Annotated in this window: 17 protein-coding genes; 13 read left to right on the top strand and 4 right to left on the bottom strand. The window is 59.9% G+C overall.

Annotated elements, in window-relative coordinates:
- Positions 1–323: 323 nt before the first annotated feature.
- The 10 genes from AC4IHP_RS13940 (at position 324) to AC4IHP_RS13895 (ending at position 9,752) form a co-directional block, all read left to right on the top strand.
- Positions 324–1,073 (top strand): electron transfer flavoprotein subunit beta/FixA family protein, encoded by a 750-nt coding sequence (locus AC4IHP_RS13940; RefSeq protein ID WP_007908338.1) that lies wholly within the window; start codon positions 324–326, stop codon positions 1,071–1,073.
- The gene (locus AC4IHP_RS13935; protein WP_016770954.1) at positions 1,074–2,003 is read left to right on the top strand and encodes an electron transfer flavoprotein subunit alpha/FixB family protein; all 930 of its coding nucleotides are present in this window, start codon (positions 1,074–1,076) and stop codon (positions 2,001–2,003) included. It abuts the gene before it with no gap.
- An 81-nt stretch (positions 2,004–2,084) separates the two neighbouring features.
- Positions 2,085–2,906 (top strand): substrate-binding periplasmic protein, encoded by an 822-nt coding sequence (locus AC4IHP_RS13930; protein ID WP_490831938.1) that lies wholly within the window; start codon positions 2,085–2,087, stop codon positions 2,904–2,906.
- A 9-nt stretch (positions 2,907–2,915) separates the two neighbouring features.
- Positions 2,916–3,278 (top strand): DUF4398 domain-containing protein, encoded by a 363-nt coding sequence (locus AC4IHP_RS13925; RefSeq protein WP_172667940.1) that lies wholly within the window; start codon positions 2,916–2,918, stop codon positions 3,276–3,278.
- Complete coding sequence (locus tag AC4IHP_RS13920) at positions 3,275–4,087, top strand: OmpA family protein (RefSeq protein ID WP_101156315.1); 813 nt, start codon at positions 3,275–3,277, stop codon at positions 4,085–4,087. Before AC4IHP_RS13925 ends, AC4IHP_RS13920 begins: the two co-directional genes overlap by 4 nt.
- Before the next feature lie 201 nt (positions 4,088–4,288).
- The gene (locus AC4IHP_RS13915; RefSeq protein ID WP_024013893.1) at positions 4,289–5,728 is read left to right on the top strand and encodes an aminotransferase-like domain-containing protein; all 1,440 of its coding nucleotides are present in this window, start codon (positions 4,289–4,291) and stop codon (positions 5,726–5,728) included.
- 78 nt (positions 5,729–5,806) lie between these two features.
- On the top strand, positions 5,807–6,280 hold the full coding sequence (locus AC4IHP_RS13910) for a translation initiation factor 2 (protein WP_490831937.1): 474 nt from the start codon (positions 5,807–5,809) through the stop codon (positions 6,278–6,280).
- Between the two features lie 163 nt (positions 6,281–6,443).
- On the top strand, positions 6,444–6,698 hold the full coding sequence (locus AC4IHP_RS13905) for a YkgJ family cysteine cluster protein (RefSeq protein WP_460120676.1): 255 nt from the start codon (positions 6,444–6,446) through the stop codon (positions 6,696–6,698).
- A 40-nt stretch (positions 6,699–6,738) separates the two neighbouring features.
- Positions 6,739–7,344 carry an START domain-containing protein gene (locus AC4IHP_RS13900; RefSeq protein ID WP_460120674.1) on the top strand — a complete coding sequence of 202 codons (606 nt, stop codon included), beginning with the start codon at positions 6,739–6,741 and terminating at the stop codon, positions 7,342–7,344.
- Between the two features lie 314 nt (positions 7,345–7,658).
- Positions 7,659–9,752, top strand: coding sequence for an LTA synthase family protein (locus AC4IHP_RS13895; RefSeq protein ID WP_460120672.1), 2,094 nt, complete (start codon positions 7,659–7,661; stop codon positions 9,750–9,752).
- 77 nt (positions 9,753–9,829) lie between these two features.
- Here the strand turns inward: AC4IHP_RS13895 and AC4IHP_RS13890 are convergent, their stop codons facing one another.
- Entirely contained in the window at positions 9,830–9,982 is a 153-nt protein-coding gene (locus tag AC4IHP_RS13890; RefSeq protein ID WP_003183939.1) for a DUF3309 family protein, read from the bottom strand.
- 331 nt (positions 9,983–10,313) lie between these two features.
- On the opposite strand from AC4IHP_RS13890, the gene AC4IHP_RS13885 reads away from it, so the two are divergent.
- The 3 genes from AC4IHP_RS13885 (at position 10,314) to csrA (ending at position 11,844) form a co-directional block, all read left to right on the top strand.
- Positions 10,314–11,129: an SDR family oxidoreductase gene (locus tag AC4IHP_RS13885; protein ID WP_460120670.1), complete on the top strand. Its 816-nt coding sequence runs from the start codon at positions 10,314–10,316 to the stop codon at positions 11,127–11,129.
- A 63-nt stretch (positions 11,130–11,192) separates the two neighbouring features.
- Entirely contained in the window at positions 11,193–11,525 is a 333-nt protein-coding gene (locus AC4IHP_RS13880; protein ID WP_490831936.1) for a YnfA family protein, read from the top strand.
- 133 nt (positions 11,526–11,658) lie between these two features.
- Positions 11,659–11,844, top strand: a complete 186-nt coding sequence (gene csrA, locus AC4IHP_RS13875; protein WP_024013891.1) for a carbon storage regulator CsrA — start codon at positions 11,659–11,661, stop codon at positions 11,842–11,844.
- Positions 11,845–11,849: 5 nt separating this feature from the next.
- On the opposite strand, the gene AC4IHP_RS13870 is transcribed toward csrA, so the two are convergent.
- The 3 genes from AC4IHP_RS13870 to ngg all read right to left on the bottom strand — a co-directional run bounded on the left by AC4IHP_RS13870 (position 11,850) and on the right by ngg (position 15,351).
- The gene (locus AC4IHP_RS13870) at positions 11,850–12,077 is read right to left on the bottom strand and encodes a YheU family protein (protein WP_003172962.1); all 228 of its coding nucleotides are present in this window, start codon (positions 12,075–12,077) and stop codon (positions 11,850–11,852) included.
- A 168-nt stretch (positions 12,078–12,245) separates the two neighbouring features.
- A complete protein-coding gene (locus AC4IHP_RS13865; RefSeq protein ID WP_024013890.1) occupies positions 12,246–13,436 on the bottom strand; it encodes an osmoprotectant NAGGN system M42 family peptidase in 1,191 nt (396 codons plus the stop codon).
- Positions 13,437–13,602: 166 nt separating this feature from the next.
- The gene (gene ngg / locus AC4IHP_RS13860; RefSeq protein WP_460120665.1) at positions 13,603–15,351 is read right to left on the bottom strand and encodes an N-acetylglutaminylglutamine synthetase; all 1,749 of its coding nucleotides are present in this window, start codon (positions 15,349–15,351) and stop codon (positions 13,603–13,605) included.
- Positions 15,352–15,354 lie beyond the last annotated feature (3 nt).

The raw sequence follows: 15,354 nt of genomic DNA, 5'->3' as shown, positions 1-15,354 counted from the left end.
GCGTATTGACCAGAATGGGCGTTCCGGTCAAGATACGGGCGGTTTTGCGCTCGCCGTAGGCAGACTGGCGGTTTCAAGAGCACCTCTAAAGACAGGGCACAGGCAGTAGACGGTGATGCGCAGCGCAAGTCCGGCGCGCAGTTTACACAGCGTGAGAATGAATGACCCGGCAGTCACCCCTGACGAACGGTCAACTCCCTTCGCGAAGTGAATCACCTCACATTCAAGCCGGCGTTTTTAGAGGTGCCCTTGTCGCCCGATGAGCATCATCCGCCAGGTTCGCCTAGGCGACTTTCTTTTCACCGGAGAGTAACGAGGAATCCATGAAGGTTCTTGTAGCTGTCAAACGCGTTGTGGATTACAACGTCAAGGTCCGCGTCAAGGCGGACAATTCCGGCGTCGACCTCGCCAACGTCAAGATGTCGATGAACCCATTCTGCGAAATCGCCGTGGAAGAAGCCGTGCGCCTGAAAGAGAAGGGCGTTGCGACTGAAATCGTCGTCGTCTCCATCGGCCCGACCACCGCTCAGGAGCAGCTGCGTACCGCACTGGCTCTGGGTGCCGACCGCGCCATCCTCGTCGAATCCGCTGAAGACCTGACCTCGCTGGCCGTGGCCAAGCTGCTCAAGGCCGTCGTCGACAAGGAACAACCTCAACTGGTGATCCTGGGCAAACAGGCGATCGACAGCGACAACAACCAGACCGGCCAGATGCTCGCTGCACTGAGCGGCTACGGTCAGGGCACCTTCGCTTCGAAAGTCGAAGTCTCCGGCGACAGCGTTGCCGTGACTCGCGAAATCGACGGCGGCGCGCAGACCGTTTCGCTGAAACTGCCAGCCATCGTCACCACCGACCTGCGTTTGAACGAGCCGCGCTACGCGTCCCTGCCAAACATCATGAAAGCCAAGAAGAAGCCTCTTGAAGTGCTGACTCCGGACGCTTTGGGCGTTTCCACCGCCTCCACCAACAAGACCCTGAAAGTCGAAGCGCCGGCTGCACGCAGCGCAGGCATCAAGGTCAAGTCGGTGGCTGAACTGGTTGAAAAACTCAAGAACGAAGCGAAGGTAATCTAAATGACTATCTTGGTTATTGCTGAACACGACAACAAAGTGCTGGCCCCGGCCACACTGAACACCGTGGCCGCTGCTGCCAAAATCGGCGGCGACATCCACGTTCTGGTAGCAGGTCAGGGCGCAGGCCCGGTCGCCGAAGCCGCAGCGAAAATCGCTGGCGTGAGCAAGGTCCTCAACGCTGACAACGCCGCCTACGCGCATCAGCTGCCGGAAAACGTCGCGCCGCTGGTTGCTGAGCTGGGCGCTGGCTACAGCCACATCCTTGCTGCCGCCACTTCCAATGGCAAAAACATCCTGCCGCGCGTCGCCGCTGCGCTGGACGTTGACCAGATCTCCGAGATCATCTCGGTGGAAAGCGCTGACACTTTCAAGCGCCCAATCTACGCCGGTAACGCCATCGCCACCGTGCAATCGACCGCCGCGATCAAAGTAATCACCGTGCGTGCCACCGGTTTCGATCCGGTTGCCGCTGAAGGTGGTTCGGCTGCCGTTGAAGCCGTGGGTGCTGCCCACGACGCTGGTACTTCGAGCTTCGTCAGCGAAGAGCTGGCCAAGTCCGATCGTCCTGAGCTGACCGCTGCCAAGATCGTTGTTTCCGGTGGTCGCGGCATGCAGAACGGTGACAACTTCAAACATCTGTACGCGCTGGCCGACAAGCTCGGCGCTGCTGTGGGCGCCTCGCGCGCTGCGGTCGACGCAGGTTTCGTACCGAACGACATGCAGGTCGGTCAGACCGGCAAGATCGTTGCGCCACAGCTGTACATCGCCGTCGGTATCTCCGGCGCGATCCAGCATCTGGCCGGCATGAAGGACTCCAAGGTGATCGTCGCGATCAACAAGGACGAAGAAGCGCCGATCTTCCAGGTGGCCGATTACGGTCTCGTAGCGGATCTGTTCGAAGCAGTACCTGAGCTGGAGAAGCTGGTCTAATCCGGCGGCTTCACTTATAAAGAGCCCGGCCTGTTGGTCGGGCTTTTTTTTGTCTCGGATTTGAGTGGGGAGCGTTTTGCCATGGATCTGCGCTGCGGATGGTTATTGGGATTGATGCTGTTGCCCGGTTTGGCCATGGCCGCTGGCAAGTGCGAGCGCCTGGTCGTCACCGGCAGCCCGGATGCGCCGCCGTACTTGTGGCAGGACCCGCAAAACCCCAAGCTCCTGATCGGCGCGAGTGCCGATCTGTTGCAGCAAGTGGCCAAGGATCTGGGCATCAAAGTCGACCTGCTCTACGCCGGCAAACGCTCGCAGGCCCTCGATGAGGTGCGCAGCGGGCGCATGGACATGCTGGCCGACGCGCCGCTGACCGTGCCCGAGCTGGAAAACTTTGACTTCATTCATCCGCCACTGCTGGAAAATGACTACCTGGTGTGGACGCGCAAAGGCTCGACTTTAACCTATGCCGAGGCCAGCGACCTGAAAGGCCATGCCGGCGCGATGTCGGAAAAGTCTCGAATGACCCAGGCATTCGGCACTTTCGCCGAGCAGAATCTGACCCTGACGCGGACAGCCAACCTTACCCAGGCCCTGCAGAAACTTCTGCTGGGCGAGGTGGAATACGTCCTCGCCGGGCGCTACTCAGGCCTGGCCGCCGCGCAGACATTGGGCATGACCAGCGATCTGCTGGCGTTCGAGCAACCCATTGATCGCCCGGGGCTGTTCCTCGCGGTTTCGCATAACTCGGCCTGCAACGATCCGTGGTTGCGCGGACAGCTCGCCAAAAAGATGACAGAATTGCCCGCGTCCGGACTGACGGAAGCCGCGCTGCAACGCAACTTCGAGCGCTGGAAGGCGCAACAGCAACAGCCGCCACAACCTGTCAGTGCCTCAAAACAGTAGGGATTCTTAGTGAGTATTCGACCTCTTTTCGCGGCTGTGGCCGTTCTGGCCCTGGCCGGGTGCGCAACCGATCCGGCACCCAGTGAACAAATGCGTTTGACCGAACAGGCCATCGTGCAGGCCAAGGCAGTCGGCGCCACCGCTGACGAAGTGCCGGAAATGCAACTGGCCGAAACCAAGTACAACCGCGCCAAAGGCAACATGGCGGACGAGTCCTATCGCAATGCGCGCATGCGTGCCGAGCAGGCCGAACTGGATGCACGTCTGGCCGAAGCCAAGGTGCTGACGAAAAAAAGCGAAGAGCAACTGAATGTGCTCAATACCCGCATTGTTCGCCTGCGCAAGCAGCTGCAACTGGGGGAAGCGCAATGAGCCTCAAGTCCAATGCTCTCGGCATTCTGCTCCTCGCCGGTTGCGCCAGCCTCTACGGCTGCGCCGGCCAGCACAGCGAGGCGGCGCTGCAACAGGCCGGCGCTGATTTCCAGAAGGTCAAGGAAGATTCCAACGTGCTGCGCATCGCGCCGAAAGACGTGATCCGCGCTGGCGAATCCCTGGCCCGCGCCGATCGGCTGTCGACCTATTGGGGCAGCGGTGCCGACGTGGTGCATTACGCCTACCTGAGCCAGCGCTACAGCGAAATCGCCCGCGAGCACACCAATCAGGCGCTTAACGAGGAGCGCGCCGCCAAGCTTGAGCTTGAGCGGCAACGCCTGCAATTAGCCCTGCGCGAATCGAAACTGCTCAGCGTGCAGCAACAAGGCAAGTGGCTGGAGGAACAGATCGTGGCGCTGGCGACCACGCAGACCGATCGGGGTCTGGTGATGACCCTCGGCGACGTGTTGTTCGACACCGGCCAGGCGGAACTGAAAAACTCGGCCAACCGCGTCGTACTGAAGATCGTCCAGTTCCTGCAACTGAATCCCAAGCGCGTTGTGCGCATCGAGGGTTACACCGACAGCACCGGTGGCAAGCAGGAAAACCTCAAACTGTCCCGCGATCGTGCGCAATCGGTGGCTGACGTGCTGGTCGATCTGGGTATCGATGAAAAACGTATCCAGGTTGAAGGTTACGGTGATCAGTTCCCGGTCGACGCCAATGCCTCCGAGCGTGGACGGGCGCAAAATCGCCGTGTGGAAATTGTGTTCTCCGACGAAAAAGGCCAGCTCGGCGCCGCCCGCTGAGGGCTGCGTCTCTGGAAAGCCCGGACTGTCATGCAGTGCCGGGCTTTTTCATGTCTGTCGATTGCCGCGCAAATCCGTACAGATGGGGCAGACACCGCACTGTACGGTCGAGTAATCTGGCAACTGTCCCAGTACACTTCTAAACTGTTCCGGTATTGTTCCACACAAGAATAAAACGCCCGTGAAATCGAGTGCTGCGTCATGACCAATCTCTTGCTCTATCAGCGTATTGCTCAGCAACTGGCCGAAGACATCCGCCGTGGTGTCTATCAACCGGGGGAGCGCGTGCCCTCGGTGCGCAAGATGAGTTCGCAGCTCAACGTCAGCCACGCGACGGTATTACAGGCATATGCCAACCTCGAAGATCAGGGCCTGATCCGCGCTCGCCCGCAGTCGGGTTATTACGTCCACCAGACCCCCGCGCTGACCGCGCCGACGCCGGACATCGCCCGGGTCGAACGGCCGGGACTGGTGACGCGCAGCAGCATCATTCAGCAGGTATTGGTCGAATCCCGCCGCGAAGGCGTGTTTCCGCTGGGCGCTGCGGTGCCGAGTGTCGATTATCTGCCGGTACGTGCGCTGCATCAGCAGTTGGCCAAGGTGACCCGGTTTCACAGCCCACGGGCATTCAGCTACATGTTCAGCCCCGGCTTCGAACCGTTGCGTCGGCAAGTCGCGATCCGCATGCGTGACGCTGGCGTGGTGGTCGATCCGTCGGAAGTGGTGATCACCCACGGCTGTGTCGACGCCTTGCAGATGTCATTGCGCGTGCTGACCCGGCCGGGCGATCTGATCGCTGCCGAATCGCCGACCTATTACGGCCTGCTGCAACTGGCCGATCTGCTCGGCCTGAAAGTCATCGAAATTCCCAGCGACCCCGCCACCGGGATGAGTCTGGAAGCCTTGCAACTGGCCGCCAACCAATGGTCGATCAAGGCGCTGGTGCTGACCACGCGCCTGAGCAATCCCCTCGGCGGGACCATGCCGGAAGAGCGGCAGAAACAGTTGCTGCGCCTGGCCTCGGATTTCGATATTCAGATTGTCGAAGATGATATTTACGGCGAACTGATGTTCGAACAGGGCCGCACCAAGGCGCTGAAGGCCTACGATCGGCTGGATCGGGTGATTTACTGTTCGAGCTTCTCCAAAACCCTGTCGCCCGGTGTGCGCATCGGCTGGATGATCGCCGGCAAGTACCAGCAGGAAATCCAGCGCCTGCAAACGTTCAGTACCCATTCGGCGTGCAGCGTCACGCAGATGGCGATTGCCGCTTATCTGGAAAACGGCGGTTATGACCGGCATTTACGCTACATCCGTCAGGAATACCGAAAAAACCTCAGCGCGTTCCAGCTAGCGGTGCAGCAGCACTTCCCTGAAGGCACGCAAATGTCCCGACCTACGGGCGGTTTCATCCTATGGGTGAGCTTGCCGGGGCGCGTCAATACCCAGGAATTGCATGTTCGCGCGCTGCAACAAGGCATCAGCATCGCGCCGGGGCTGATCTTCAGTAACACCGAGCAGTTCAACCACTGTATCCGCCTCAATTGCGGCATTCCGTGGAACCGCGAGGCGGAGCGGGCGCTGATGACGCTGGGTCTGTTGGCCACCCAACTGTGTCAGGAAACCGCTGGCGGATTCTGAACGGGGAGGGCGCTGAGGCTTGTCATGTGACGCACAACAGGCGAGCATGTGGCCCTCTGCCGTTAGTACGTTGGGTCCATGAAAGCGATTGTTCCTGCCGCGTGGGTATTGCTGGGTTTGCTGATGATCGGTCAGGCACCGGGTGCCATGGCGGCCGCAACCCAGGAAAAACCGGCAGCGACCAGTACGACGAAGAAAACCGTTAAAACCACGGCGCCAGCAAAAAAAGCCCAGGCCAAACAAAACGCCACGGTGAAGAAGCGCCGCCCGGTTGCCTCGAAATCGAAACCTGCCAGCGAAGTGGCCAAGACCAAATTGCCGCCGGCAAAACTCGATCTCAGCCTGCCCAAGGATATGGTTGAAGATCTGAAGCCAAAGGGCACTGTGGAGCTGCCCAAACGCGAGGCGATCCTGCCGCAGATGTTTGGCGAAAAAGATAACGGCTTCCAGCTCAACGGCCGCTTGCTCAGCAATGAAATGGAATTGCAATTGCGCAACGAAGCGCGACGCGATGTGGAAGGCGCGGCGCTGGATTTCGAATTCAAGCAATAGATGCAGCCCTCTGCAACGCGCAGAGCAGACGCTTCGTCGGAGACTGCCCGGTCACTTTTACTTATCGTTGAAAAGCCGCTTGTAGCAATTTGAAACAGCCGTTTTAGCGGTTACTCTGTTTCCCGTCTCTTTACACATCGCCCGTCGCGAGGATCTGTTCGTCATGAAATGCCGTGAAGGCTGTGGCGCTTGCTGCATTGCCCCCTCCATCAGTTCGCCGATCCCCGGCATGCCCGACGGCAAACCCGCCGGCGAACGTTGCGTGCAACTGTCGGTCGATAACCTGTGCAACATTTTCGGCCGCCCGGAGCGTCCGCCGGTTTGCTCGGGTTTCGCTGCGGATGTCGAGGTATGCGGCAGCAGTTCTGAAGAAGCGATCAGATTGATCGGCTGGTGGGAGCAGATGACGGCGGCGTGATGTGTTCACGAACGGAACTTCAACAATAAGGAATAACACTATGGGTTCGCTGCACCGTTTCGCTGTGTTGTGTGGTCTGACTGCCGTACTTGCCACTTCGGTCGCCCAGGCGGAAGACTGGAAAGTCGCCAAGAACGAAGACGGCATCAAGGTTTCCCTGAGCGAAATACCCGGTTCGGACTACAAGTCCTATCAGGGCGTCGCGCTGATGAAGACCACCATCGCCAAACTGCGCGCCTTGCAGGAAGACGTCTCCGGCGCGTGCGCGTGGATTCACGAATGCAAGAGCCAGAAACTGCTCAAGCATGAAGGCGATCTGAGCTGGACCTATTCGCAATTCAACACGCCGTGGCCGGTGACCCCGCGTGATTCGGTGCTGAAGATCACCACCGTTGAGGGCGCCGATGGCAGCCTGACCCGTAATCTTGAAGGCGTACCGACCTATCTGCCGGAAGAAAAAGGTTTCGTACGGGTTCAGCAAGTCAAAGGCTTCTGGAAGTTCGTGCCTAAAGGCGATCAGGTCGAAGTGACTTATCAGGTGCACACCGAGCCGGGCGGTAGCGTACCGGCCATGGTCGCCAACAAGTTCGTGGTCGATGCGCCATTCAATACCCTCAAAGCGCTGAAAGAACGCGCCGAGAAATAATCAATTCGCTGTAAGCAAAACGCCCCGACCGCTTCGGGGCGTTTTGTTTTGTCTCTAAATTGTATTTCCAGATATGCGTTGCACGAAATTTTCACAAAGTCTCCAAGACAATTCGCCCGCACTTGTTGCCTGCCATTGCGCTGCCAGCCCTTTGAGTGAAAGTCTCGAAGAGCAGGGCAGTAATCAATGGCAATGGTGTGAACGATCGTGCAACATTTGCGCACCGCGCACGCCCCGGGGTCTGGACTGACCAATAGAGGGCCTGGCGCCGCTGTATTTTTGCAACTTCAACTTTCAATGGGTCCTAAAACGACATGGCAAACCCGGACGCCCTGAATCAGCAGCGATCTTCTGCTCGCCTGCTGCAACCGACCGTCAAATCGCATCTGGCCTACACGCTGCTGTGCGCCCTGGTCATGATGGTCATGTTTTCCGCGCTGCGCCTTGCGCTGCTGGTCTACAACCGCGAGATGATCCTCGACACCCCGGCCGCGACCTTCCTCGAAGCGTTCGTCAACGGTCTGCGTTTCGACCTGCGCCTGGTGGTGTACCTGTGCATTCCGCTGGTGCTGGCGCTGTTCAGTGCCAGGGCCATGGCCGCGCGCGGTTTCTTTCGCCTGTGGCTGACCATCGCCTCGAGCATCGCGCTGTTCCTCGGCCTGATGGAAATGGACTTCTACCGCGAGTTTCACCAGCGGCTCAACGGTCTGGTGTTCCAGTACGTGAAGGAAGACCCGAAAACCGTAATGAGCATGCTCTGGTACGGTTTCCCGGTGGTTCGCTACCTGCTGGCGTGGGTCATCGGCACGGTCATTCTGACCCTCGCATTCAAGGGCGCCGACCGTGCCACCCGCCCGCGCGGGCCGTTCAGCGGCGGCAGCGTCAGCTCCCGTCAGGTTGCACCGTGGTACACCCGTCTGGCGGTGTTTGTGGTCTGCCTGCTGATCTGCGTGGTTGCCGCGCGTGGCACCCTGCGTCAAGGCCCGCCAATGCGCTGGGGCGACGTGTACACCACTGATTCCAACTTCGCCAACCAGCTCGGTCTCAATGCCACGCTGTCGTTGATCGAGGCCGCCAAGTCGCGCATGGGCGAAGATCGCGACAATATCTGGAAAGCCACGCTGCCGCAGGACCAGGCGCAGAAAATCGTACGTGACATGCTGCTGATGCCGGACGACAAACTGGTCGACGCCGATATTGCCGCCGTGCGCCGTGATTACACGCCGCCAGCCGACAAGACCCTGCCGGTCAAGAACGTCGTCGTGATCCTCATGGAAAGCATGGCCGGTCACTCGGTAGGCGCCTTGGGTGCTCCGGGCAATATCACCCCGTACCTGGACAAACTGTCCAAGGAAGGCCTGCTGTTCGACCGTTTCTTCTCCAACGGCACCCACACTCACCAGGGCATGTTTGCGACCATGGCCTGCTTCCCCAACCTGCCTGGCTTCGAATACCTGATGCAGACCCCCGAAGGCAGCCACAAGCTGTCCGGCCTGCCGCAGGTGCTCAGTGCCCGCGACTATGACGACGTGTACGTCTACAACGGCGATTTCGCCTGGGACAACCAGTCGGGCTTCTTCAGCAACCAAGGCATGACCAACTTCGTTGGCCGCAACGACTTCGTCAATCCGGTGTTCTCCGATCCGACCTGGGGCGTGTCCGACCAGGACATGTTTGATCGTGGCCTGCAAGAACTGAAGGCGCGGGAAAACGGCAAGCCGTTCTACGCGCTGCTGCAAACCCTGTCCAACCACACGCCGTACGCCTTGCCGACGCCATTGCCGGTCGAGCGCGTTACTGACCGTGGCAGCCTCAACGAACACTTGACCGCCATGCGCTACTCCGACTGGGCGCTCGGCCAGTTCTTCGAGAAGGCGCGCAAAGAGAAGTACTTCAACGAAACCCTGTTCGTCATCGTCGGCGACCACGGCTTCGGCAACGAGCGCCAGATCACTGAAATGGACCTGGGGCGCTTCAACGTGCCAATGCTGATGATCGCCCCGGGCATTCAGCAGAAGTTCGGTGCCCGTGACCACACCGTGGGCACGCAGATCGACATCGTGCCGACCATCATGGGCCGTCTCGGTGGTGAAGTGCGTCACCAGTGCTGGGGTCGTGACCTGCTCAACCTGCCGCAGGGCGATACCGGTTTCGGTGTGATCAAGCCTTCGGGCAGCGAGCAGACCACCGCCATTGTCACCGCCGACCAGATTCTGGTGCTGCCGCGTGACAAGGATATGGGCCCGAAAATCTGGCAATACCAGCTCGGTGCCAATCCGCACGCCGAAGTAGTGCCGGACGCGCCGCGCACTGCCGAACTCAAACTCAAACTTGAAGCGTTCCTGCAAACTGCGACCAAGAGCCTGCTCGACAATACCGCCGGTGTGATTCACGGCACGCCGGACTGATGCCGGGTTAACAAAAAGTCCACGCAATAAAAAAGAGGCCCTTGAACAAGGGCCTCTTTTTTTACAGCTTCAAGTCGTCATATCTTGCCGAGTAACAACAGCACCAGCAGCACGACCAACACCACGCCGATAATGCCCGACGGGCCGTAACCCCAACTTCTGGAGTGCGGGAAGACCGGCAGACCACCGATCAGCAACAGGATCAGGATGATGATTAGAATTGTGCCCATGGGTGATTTCCTTGTTCAGATTCTGGAAGAGTCTTGATGCTCAGTGGGCAGCTGGAGAGCAACTAAATTCCAGCCGGCTTACATGTTCCGACTTGCGCCGGTGAAAAATAATTCAATGTTTTTTTAATGTATTTGGATTGCTCTGTTATTTCCTTTCCAGCAAAAAGATCGCAGCCTCGTTGCACTCGTCAGCTCCTACATGAGACCAACCGGGGAACTATGACGGCAGCAATCTTTTGATCCTCCATTCAGCAACTGGATGGAGCGTGGGCGGCGCTGGATCCTTCGCTACACTCGGCGCATCTCTCCCGGAACAACAAGGCTGTCCGCTATGCAAAATCGCATGATGATCACTGGTGCAGGCTCAGGCCTGGGTCGCGAAATCGCGCTGCGCTGGGCCCGTGAAGGTTGGCGGCTGGCCTTGTCCGATGTCAGTGAACCCGGTCTGCAGGAAACCCTGAAGCTGGTGCGCGAGGCGGGCGGTGACGGTTTCATCCAGCGCTGCGACGTGCGCGATTACAGCCAGCTCACCGCGTTCGCTCAGGCCTGTGAAGAGAAGCTCGGCGGCATCGACATCATCGTCAACAATGCCGGCGTCGCCTCGGGCGGATTCTTCAGCGAGTTGTCGCTGGAAGACTGGGACTGGCAGATCGCGATCAACCTGATGGGCGTGGTCAAGGGCTGCAAAGCGTTCCTGCCGCTGCTGGAACTGAGCAAGGGCAAGATCATCAACATCGCCTCCATGGCCGCGCTGATGCAAGGCCCGGCGATGAGCAACTACAACGTGGCGAAGGCGGGTGTGGTGGCGTTGTCGGAAAGTCTGCTGATCGAACTGGCGCAGCAGGAAGTGGCGGTGCATGTGGTTTGCCCGTCGTTCTTCCAGACCAACTTGCTCGATTCATTCCGTGGCCCGACCCCGGCAATGAAAGCCCAGGTCGGCAAGTTGCTGGAAAGTTCGCCGATCAGCGCGGCCGACATCGCTGACTACATCTATCAGCAAGTCGCTGCCGGCGAGTTCATGATTCTGCCCCACGAACAAGGGCGCATGGCCTGGGCGCTCAAGCAGAAGAATCCGCAGTTGCTCTACAACGAAATGACTTCAATGGCCGAGAAAATGCGCGCCAAGGCCAAACAAAACAACGCTTGATCTTGTTCGTTGCCCGCCGCGTCGTTAGGGTGGCCGCCATGGTCACCCTGTCGAGACGCCTCCATGCTCAATTACTTGTGGTTCTTCCTTGCGGCGCTGTTTGAAATCGCCGGCTGTTTTGCTTTCTACATGTGGCTGCGCCAGGGCAAGAGTGCGTTGTGGGTGATTCCCGCATTGCTCAGCCTGACCCTGTTCGCACTGTTGCTGACGCGCGTTGAAGCAGCCTATGCCGGGCGCGCCTATGCGGCGTACGGCGGGATCTACATTGTTGCTTCGATTGGCTGGCTGGCGGTGGTCGAGCGGGTGCGTCCGCTGAGCTCGGACTGGATCGGCATGGCGCTGTGCGTGGTCGGTGCCAGCATTATTCTGTTCGGGCCGCGCTTTACCGCTGCCTGATGGTTTTGTGCGAAGCGTCTGACGGCTGCGGGCGTGGGAGGCTGTAGGGCAAGACTGAATTGCGCGTCATGCATTGTGGAGCGGCTGTAAGCCGCGCATCTTCAGGGTTTGCCAGTCCTGAAGGATGAATCCCATGCTTGTACTCAGCCGTGTGGTCGGTGAGTTGATTTCAATCGGCGACGACATCACCCTGCGTGTTCTGTCAGTCAATGGCTCCAGCGTGCGCTTCGGCGTCGAGGCGCCGAAGAAAGTCCATGTGCACCGCGCCGAGGTCTATGACCGGATCAAGCGCAAGGAGGCCGCAGCGAAGGCTGGCTGAGGGTTTCAGTCGAACAGATGCTTGGGTACGTCGTGCTTGAGCATTAACTGGCACTGCTCGCTTTCCGGGTCGAACACGATCAATGCCTGGCCTTTGGTCAATGCCTGACGCACGCGCAGGACGCGGGTTTCCAGCGGAGTGTCATCGCCGTTGTCGGTACCGTCGCGGGTGACGAAGTCCTCGATCAGGCGGGTGAGGGTGTCAACTTCAAGCGCGTCGTGGGGAATGAGCATGGGCACCTCGGTCAAATCAATGTCGGGATGCTACGGGGATTGGGTTTTACCTGCCAGTTCTGTATTGGTTGTGCCGGCCCATTAGCGAGCAGGCTCGCTCCCACATTTGAATGCGATCCCTGTGGGAGCGAGCCTGCTCGCGAAGACGGTTATGTGATCACCGAAGATTCAACTGTCGGAACGCTGCCCCACCAGGCTGTCCACCGGGGGCACGCGGGTTTCGCTTTCCATCTGGGTGTCATGCTCAATCTGATGGCTGAAGCGATCCAGTGAAGCATTGGCCGGCGCCGCATCGCTGGCAAACACCGGCGGGCTAAGAATGTACGCGCCGAGTAAGCGACTGAGCGCCGCCAGGCTGTCGATGTGCGTGCGTTCGTAGCCGTGGGTGGCATCGCAGCCGAAGGCGAGCAGGGCGGTGCGAATGTCGTGACCGGCGGTGACGGCCGAGTGCGCATCGCTGAAGTAATAGCGGAACATGTCGCGACGCACCGGCAATTCGTGTTCATCGGCCAGACGCAACAAATGCCGCGACAGATGATAGTCATACGGCCCGCCGGAATCCTGCATCGCCACGCTCACCGCGTGTTCGCTGGAGTGCTGGCCGGGGGCGACCGGTGCGATGTCGATGCCGACAAACTCGCTGACATCCCACGGCAATGCCGCCGCCGCACCGCTGCCGGTTTCCTCGGTGATGGTGAACAGCGGATGGCAATCGATGTTCAGTTCCTGGCCACTGTCGACAATCGCCTTCAGAGCAGCGAGCAATGCGGCAACACCGGCCTTGTCGTCGAGGTGGCGGGCGCTGATATGGCCGCTTTCGGTGAACTCCGGCAGCGGGTCGAACGCCACCACGTCGCCGACATGAATGCCCAGCGACTCGCAATCGGCTTTGGTCGTGCAGTAGGCGTCCAGACGCAGTTCGACATGGTCCCAACTGATCGGCATTTCATCGACCTGGGTATTGAACGCATGCCCGGACGCCATCAGCGGCAACACGCTGCCGCGAATCACCCCGGTGTCGGTAAACAGGCTGACCCGGCTGCCCTCGGCAAAGCGGCTCGACCAGCAACCGACCGGGGCGAGGGTCAGGCGACCGTTGTCTTTCACCGCACGCACAGCGGCGCCGATGGTGTCCAGGTGCGCCGACACGGCGCGGTCAGGACTGCTCTTTTTGCCCTTCAACGTCGCGCGAATGGTGCCGCGCCGGGTCATTTCGAACGGAATACCCAGCTCTTCGAGACGCTCGGCGACATAGCGCACGATGGTGTCGGTGAACCCGGTAGGGCTGGGAATGGCGAGCATTTCCAGCAGGACTTTTTGCAGGTAAGCCAGATCCGGTTCAGGGATTTGTGTGGTCATGGTCATGGAAACTCCTGATGGGTTGAGCACATCGATGGTTTCGATGAGGAAGGTTTGCGGGGCGGTTCAGGGCCTCTTCGCGAGCAGGCTCGCTCCCACATTTGGAATGCATTCACCCTGTGGGAGCGAGCCTGCTCGCGAAGGCGTCAGTAGAGGCGCTGCATAATCACGAAACAGCCGGCTGACTATGCGGAAACAACAGATCGACAAAGCGCTCTGCCGTCGGCTGCGGTTCATGGTTGGCGAGGCCGGCGCGTTCGTTGGCTTCGATGAACACGTACTCGGGCTGATCCGCCGCCGGCACCATCAGATCGAGCCCGACCATTGGAATATCCAGCGCCCGCGCCGCGCGCACTGCCGCGTCGACCAGAGTCGGATGAAGAATGTCGGTCACGTCTTCCAGCGTCCCGCCGGTGTGCAGATTGGCCGTGCGCCGCACGAACAGATGCTCGCCGGCCGGCAGGATGCTGCTGTAGTCGTACCCGGCCGCGTGCAGCGTGCGTTGGGTTTCGTGGTCCAGCGGGATCTTGCTCTCGCCGCTGGTGGCCGCTTGCCGACGACGGCTCTGCGCCTCAATCAGCGCACCGATCGAATGCTGACCATCACCGACCACTTCGGCGGGCTTGCGAATAGCGGCTGCCACCACTTCAAAACCGATCACCACAATGCGTAGATCGAGACCTTCGTGGAAGCTCTCCAGCAACACGCGACTGTCGAACTGCTTGGCGGTTTCGATGGCCTGCTGCACCTCTTCGATGGTGCGCAAGTCCACAGCGACGCCTTGGCCTTGTTCACCATCGAGCGGTTTGACCACCACGCGCTGATGTTCATCGAGGAAGGCCAGATTGTCGTCGGCATTACCCGCGAGTTGCTGTGCCGGCAGTTTCAGGCCGGCGGCCTTGAGCACTTTGTGGGTCAGGCTTTTGTCCTGGCACAAGGTCATGCTGATGGCGCTGGTCAGGTCGCTCAGCGACTCGCGGCAGCGCACGCGGCGGCCGCCATGGCTGAGGGTGAACAGCCCGGCGTCGGCGTCATCCACTTGCACATCGATACCGCGTCGATGCGCTTCTTCGACGATGATCCGCGCGTAAGGGTTGAAATTGGCTTCCGGCCCCGGGCCGAGGAACAGCGGCTGGTTGATGCCGTTCTTGCGCTTGATGGCGAAGGTCGGCAGGTTGCGGAAACCCAGTTTGGCGTAGAGGTTTTTCGCCTGACGGTTGTCGTGCAGCACCGACAAATCCAGATAGGCCAGACCACGACTCATGAAGTGCTCGACCAGATGTCGCACCAGCACTTCGCCGACGCCGGGGCGCGAGCAATGCGGGTCGACCGCCAGGCACCACAGGCTGCTGCCGTGTTCCGGATCGTTGAAGGCTTTTTGATGATTGAGGCCCATGACACTGCCGATCACCGCGCCGCTGTCCTCGTCTTCCGCCAGCCAGTACACCGGGCCGCCCTGATGATGTGGGGTGAGCAGCTCCGGATCGATCGGCAACATGCCGCGCGCCTGGTACAAACGGTTGATGCCTTGCCAGTCGGTTTCGCTCTGCGCGCGACGAATGCGGAAGCCGCGAAACACCCGCGTGGCCTGCCGGTAATCGCTGAACCACAGACGCAGGGTGTCGGACGGATCGAGAAACAGCTGCGTCGGCTCAAGGCCGAGAATCTGCTGTGGTGCGGCGACGTACAGGGCGATATCGCGCTCGCCCGGCTGCTCGTTGAGCAGCTCCTGCGCCAGTGACGCCGGATCGGGAAAAGTGTGACCGATCAGCAGTCGGCCCCAGCCGCAATGCACGGCAATCGGGGCGCTGGCAGGCTCGCTGCCGTCTTCGGCCAAGCGTGCCTGCAAACGTTCATACGAGGGAGCCTGACCACGCAACAGGCGTTGGTTGATGGACGTGGCATGGGGTTTCATCAA

The sequence above is a fragment of the Pseudomonas sp. UF-293 genome, assembly GCF_058245595.1.
The sequence above is the reverse complement of the archived record's forward strand: the minus strand, read 5'-3'. Positions and strand labels throughout refer to the sequence as shown.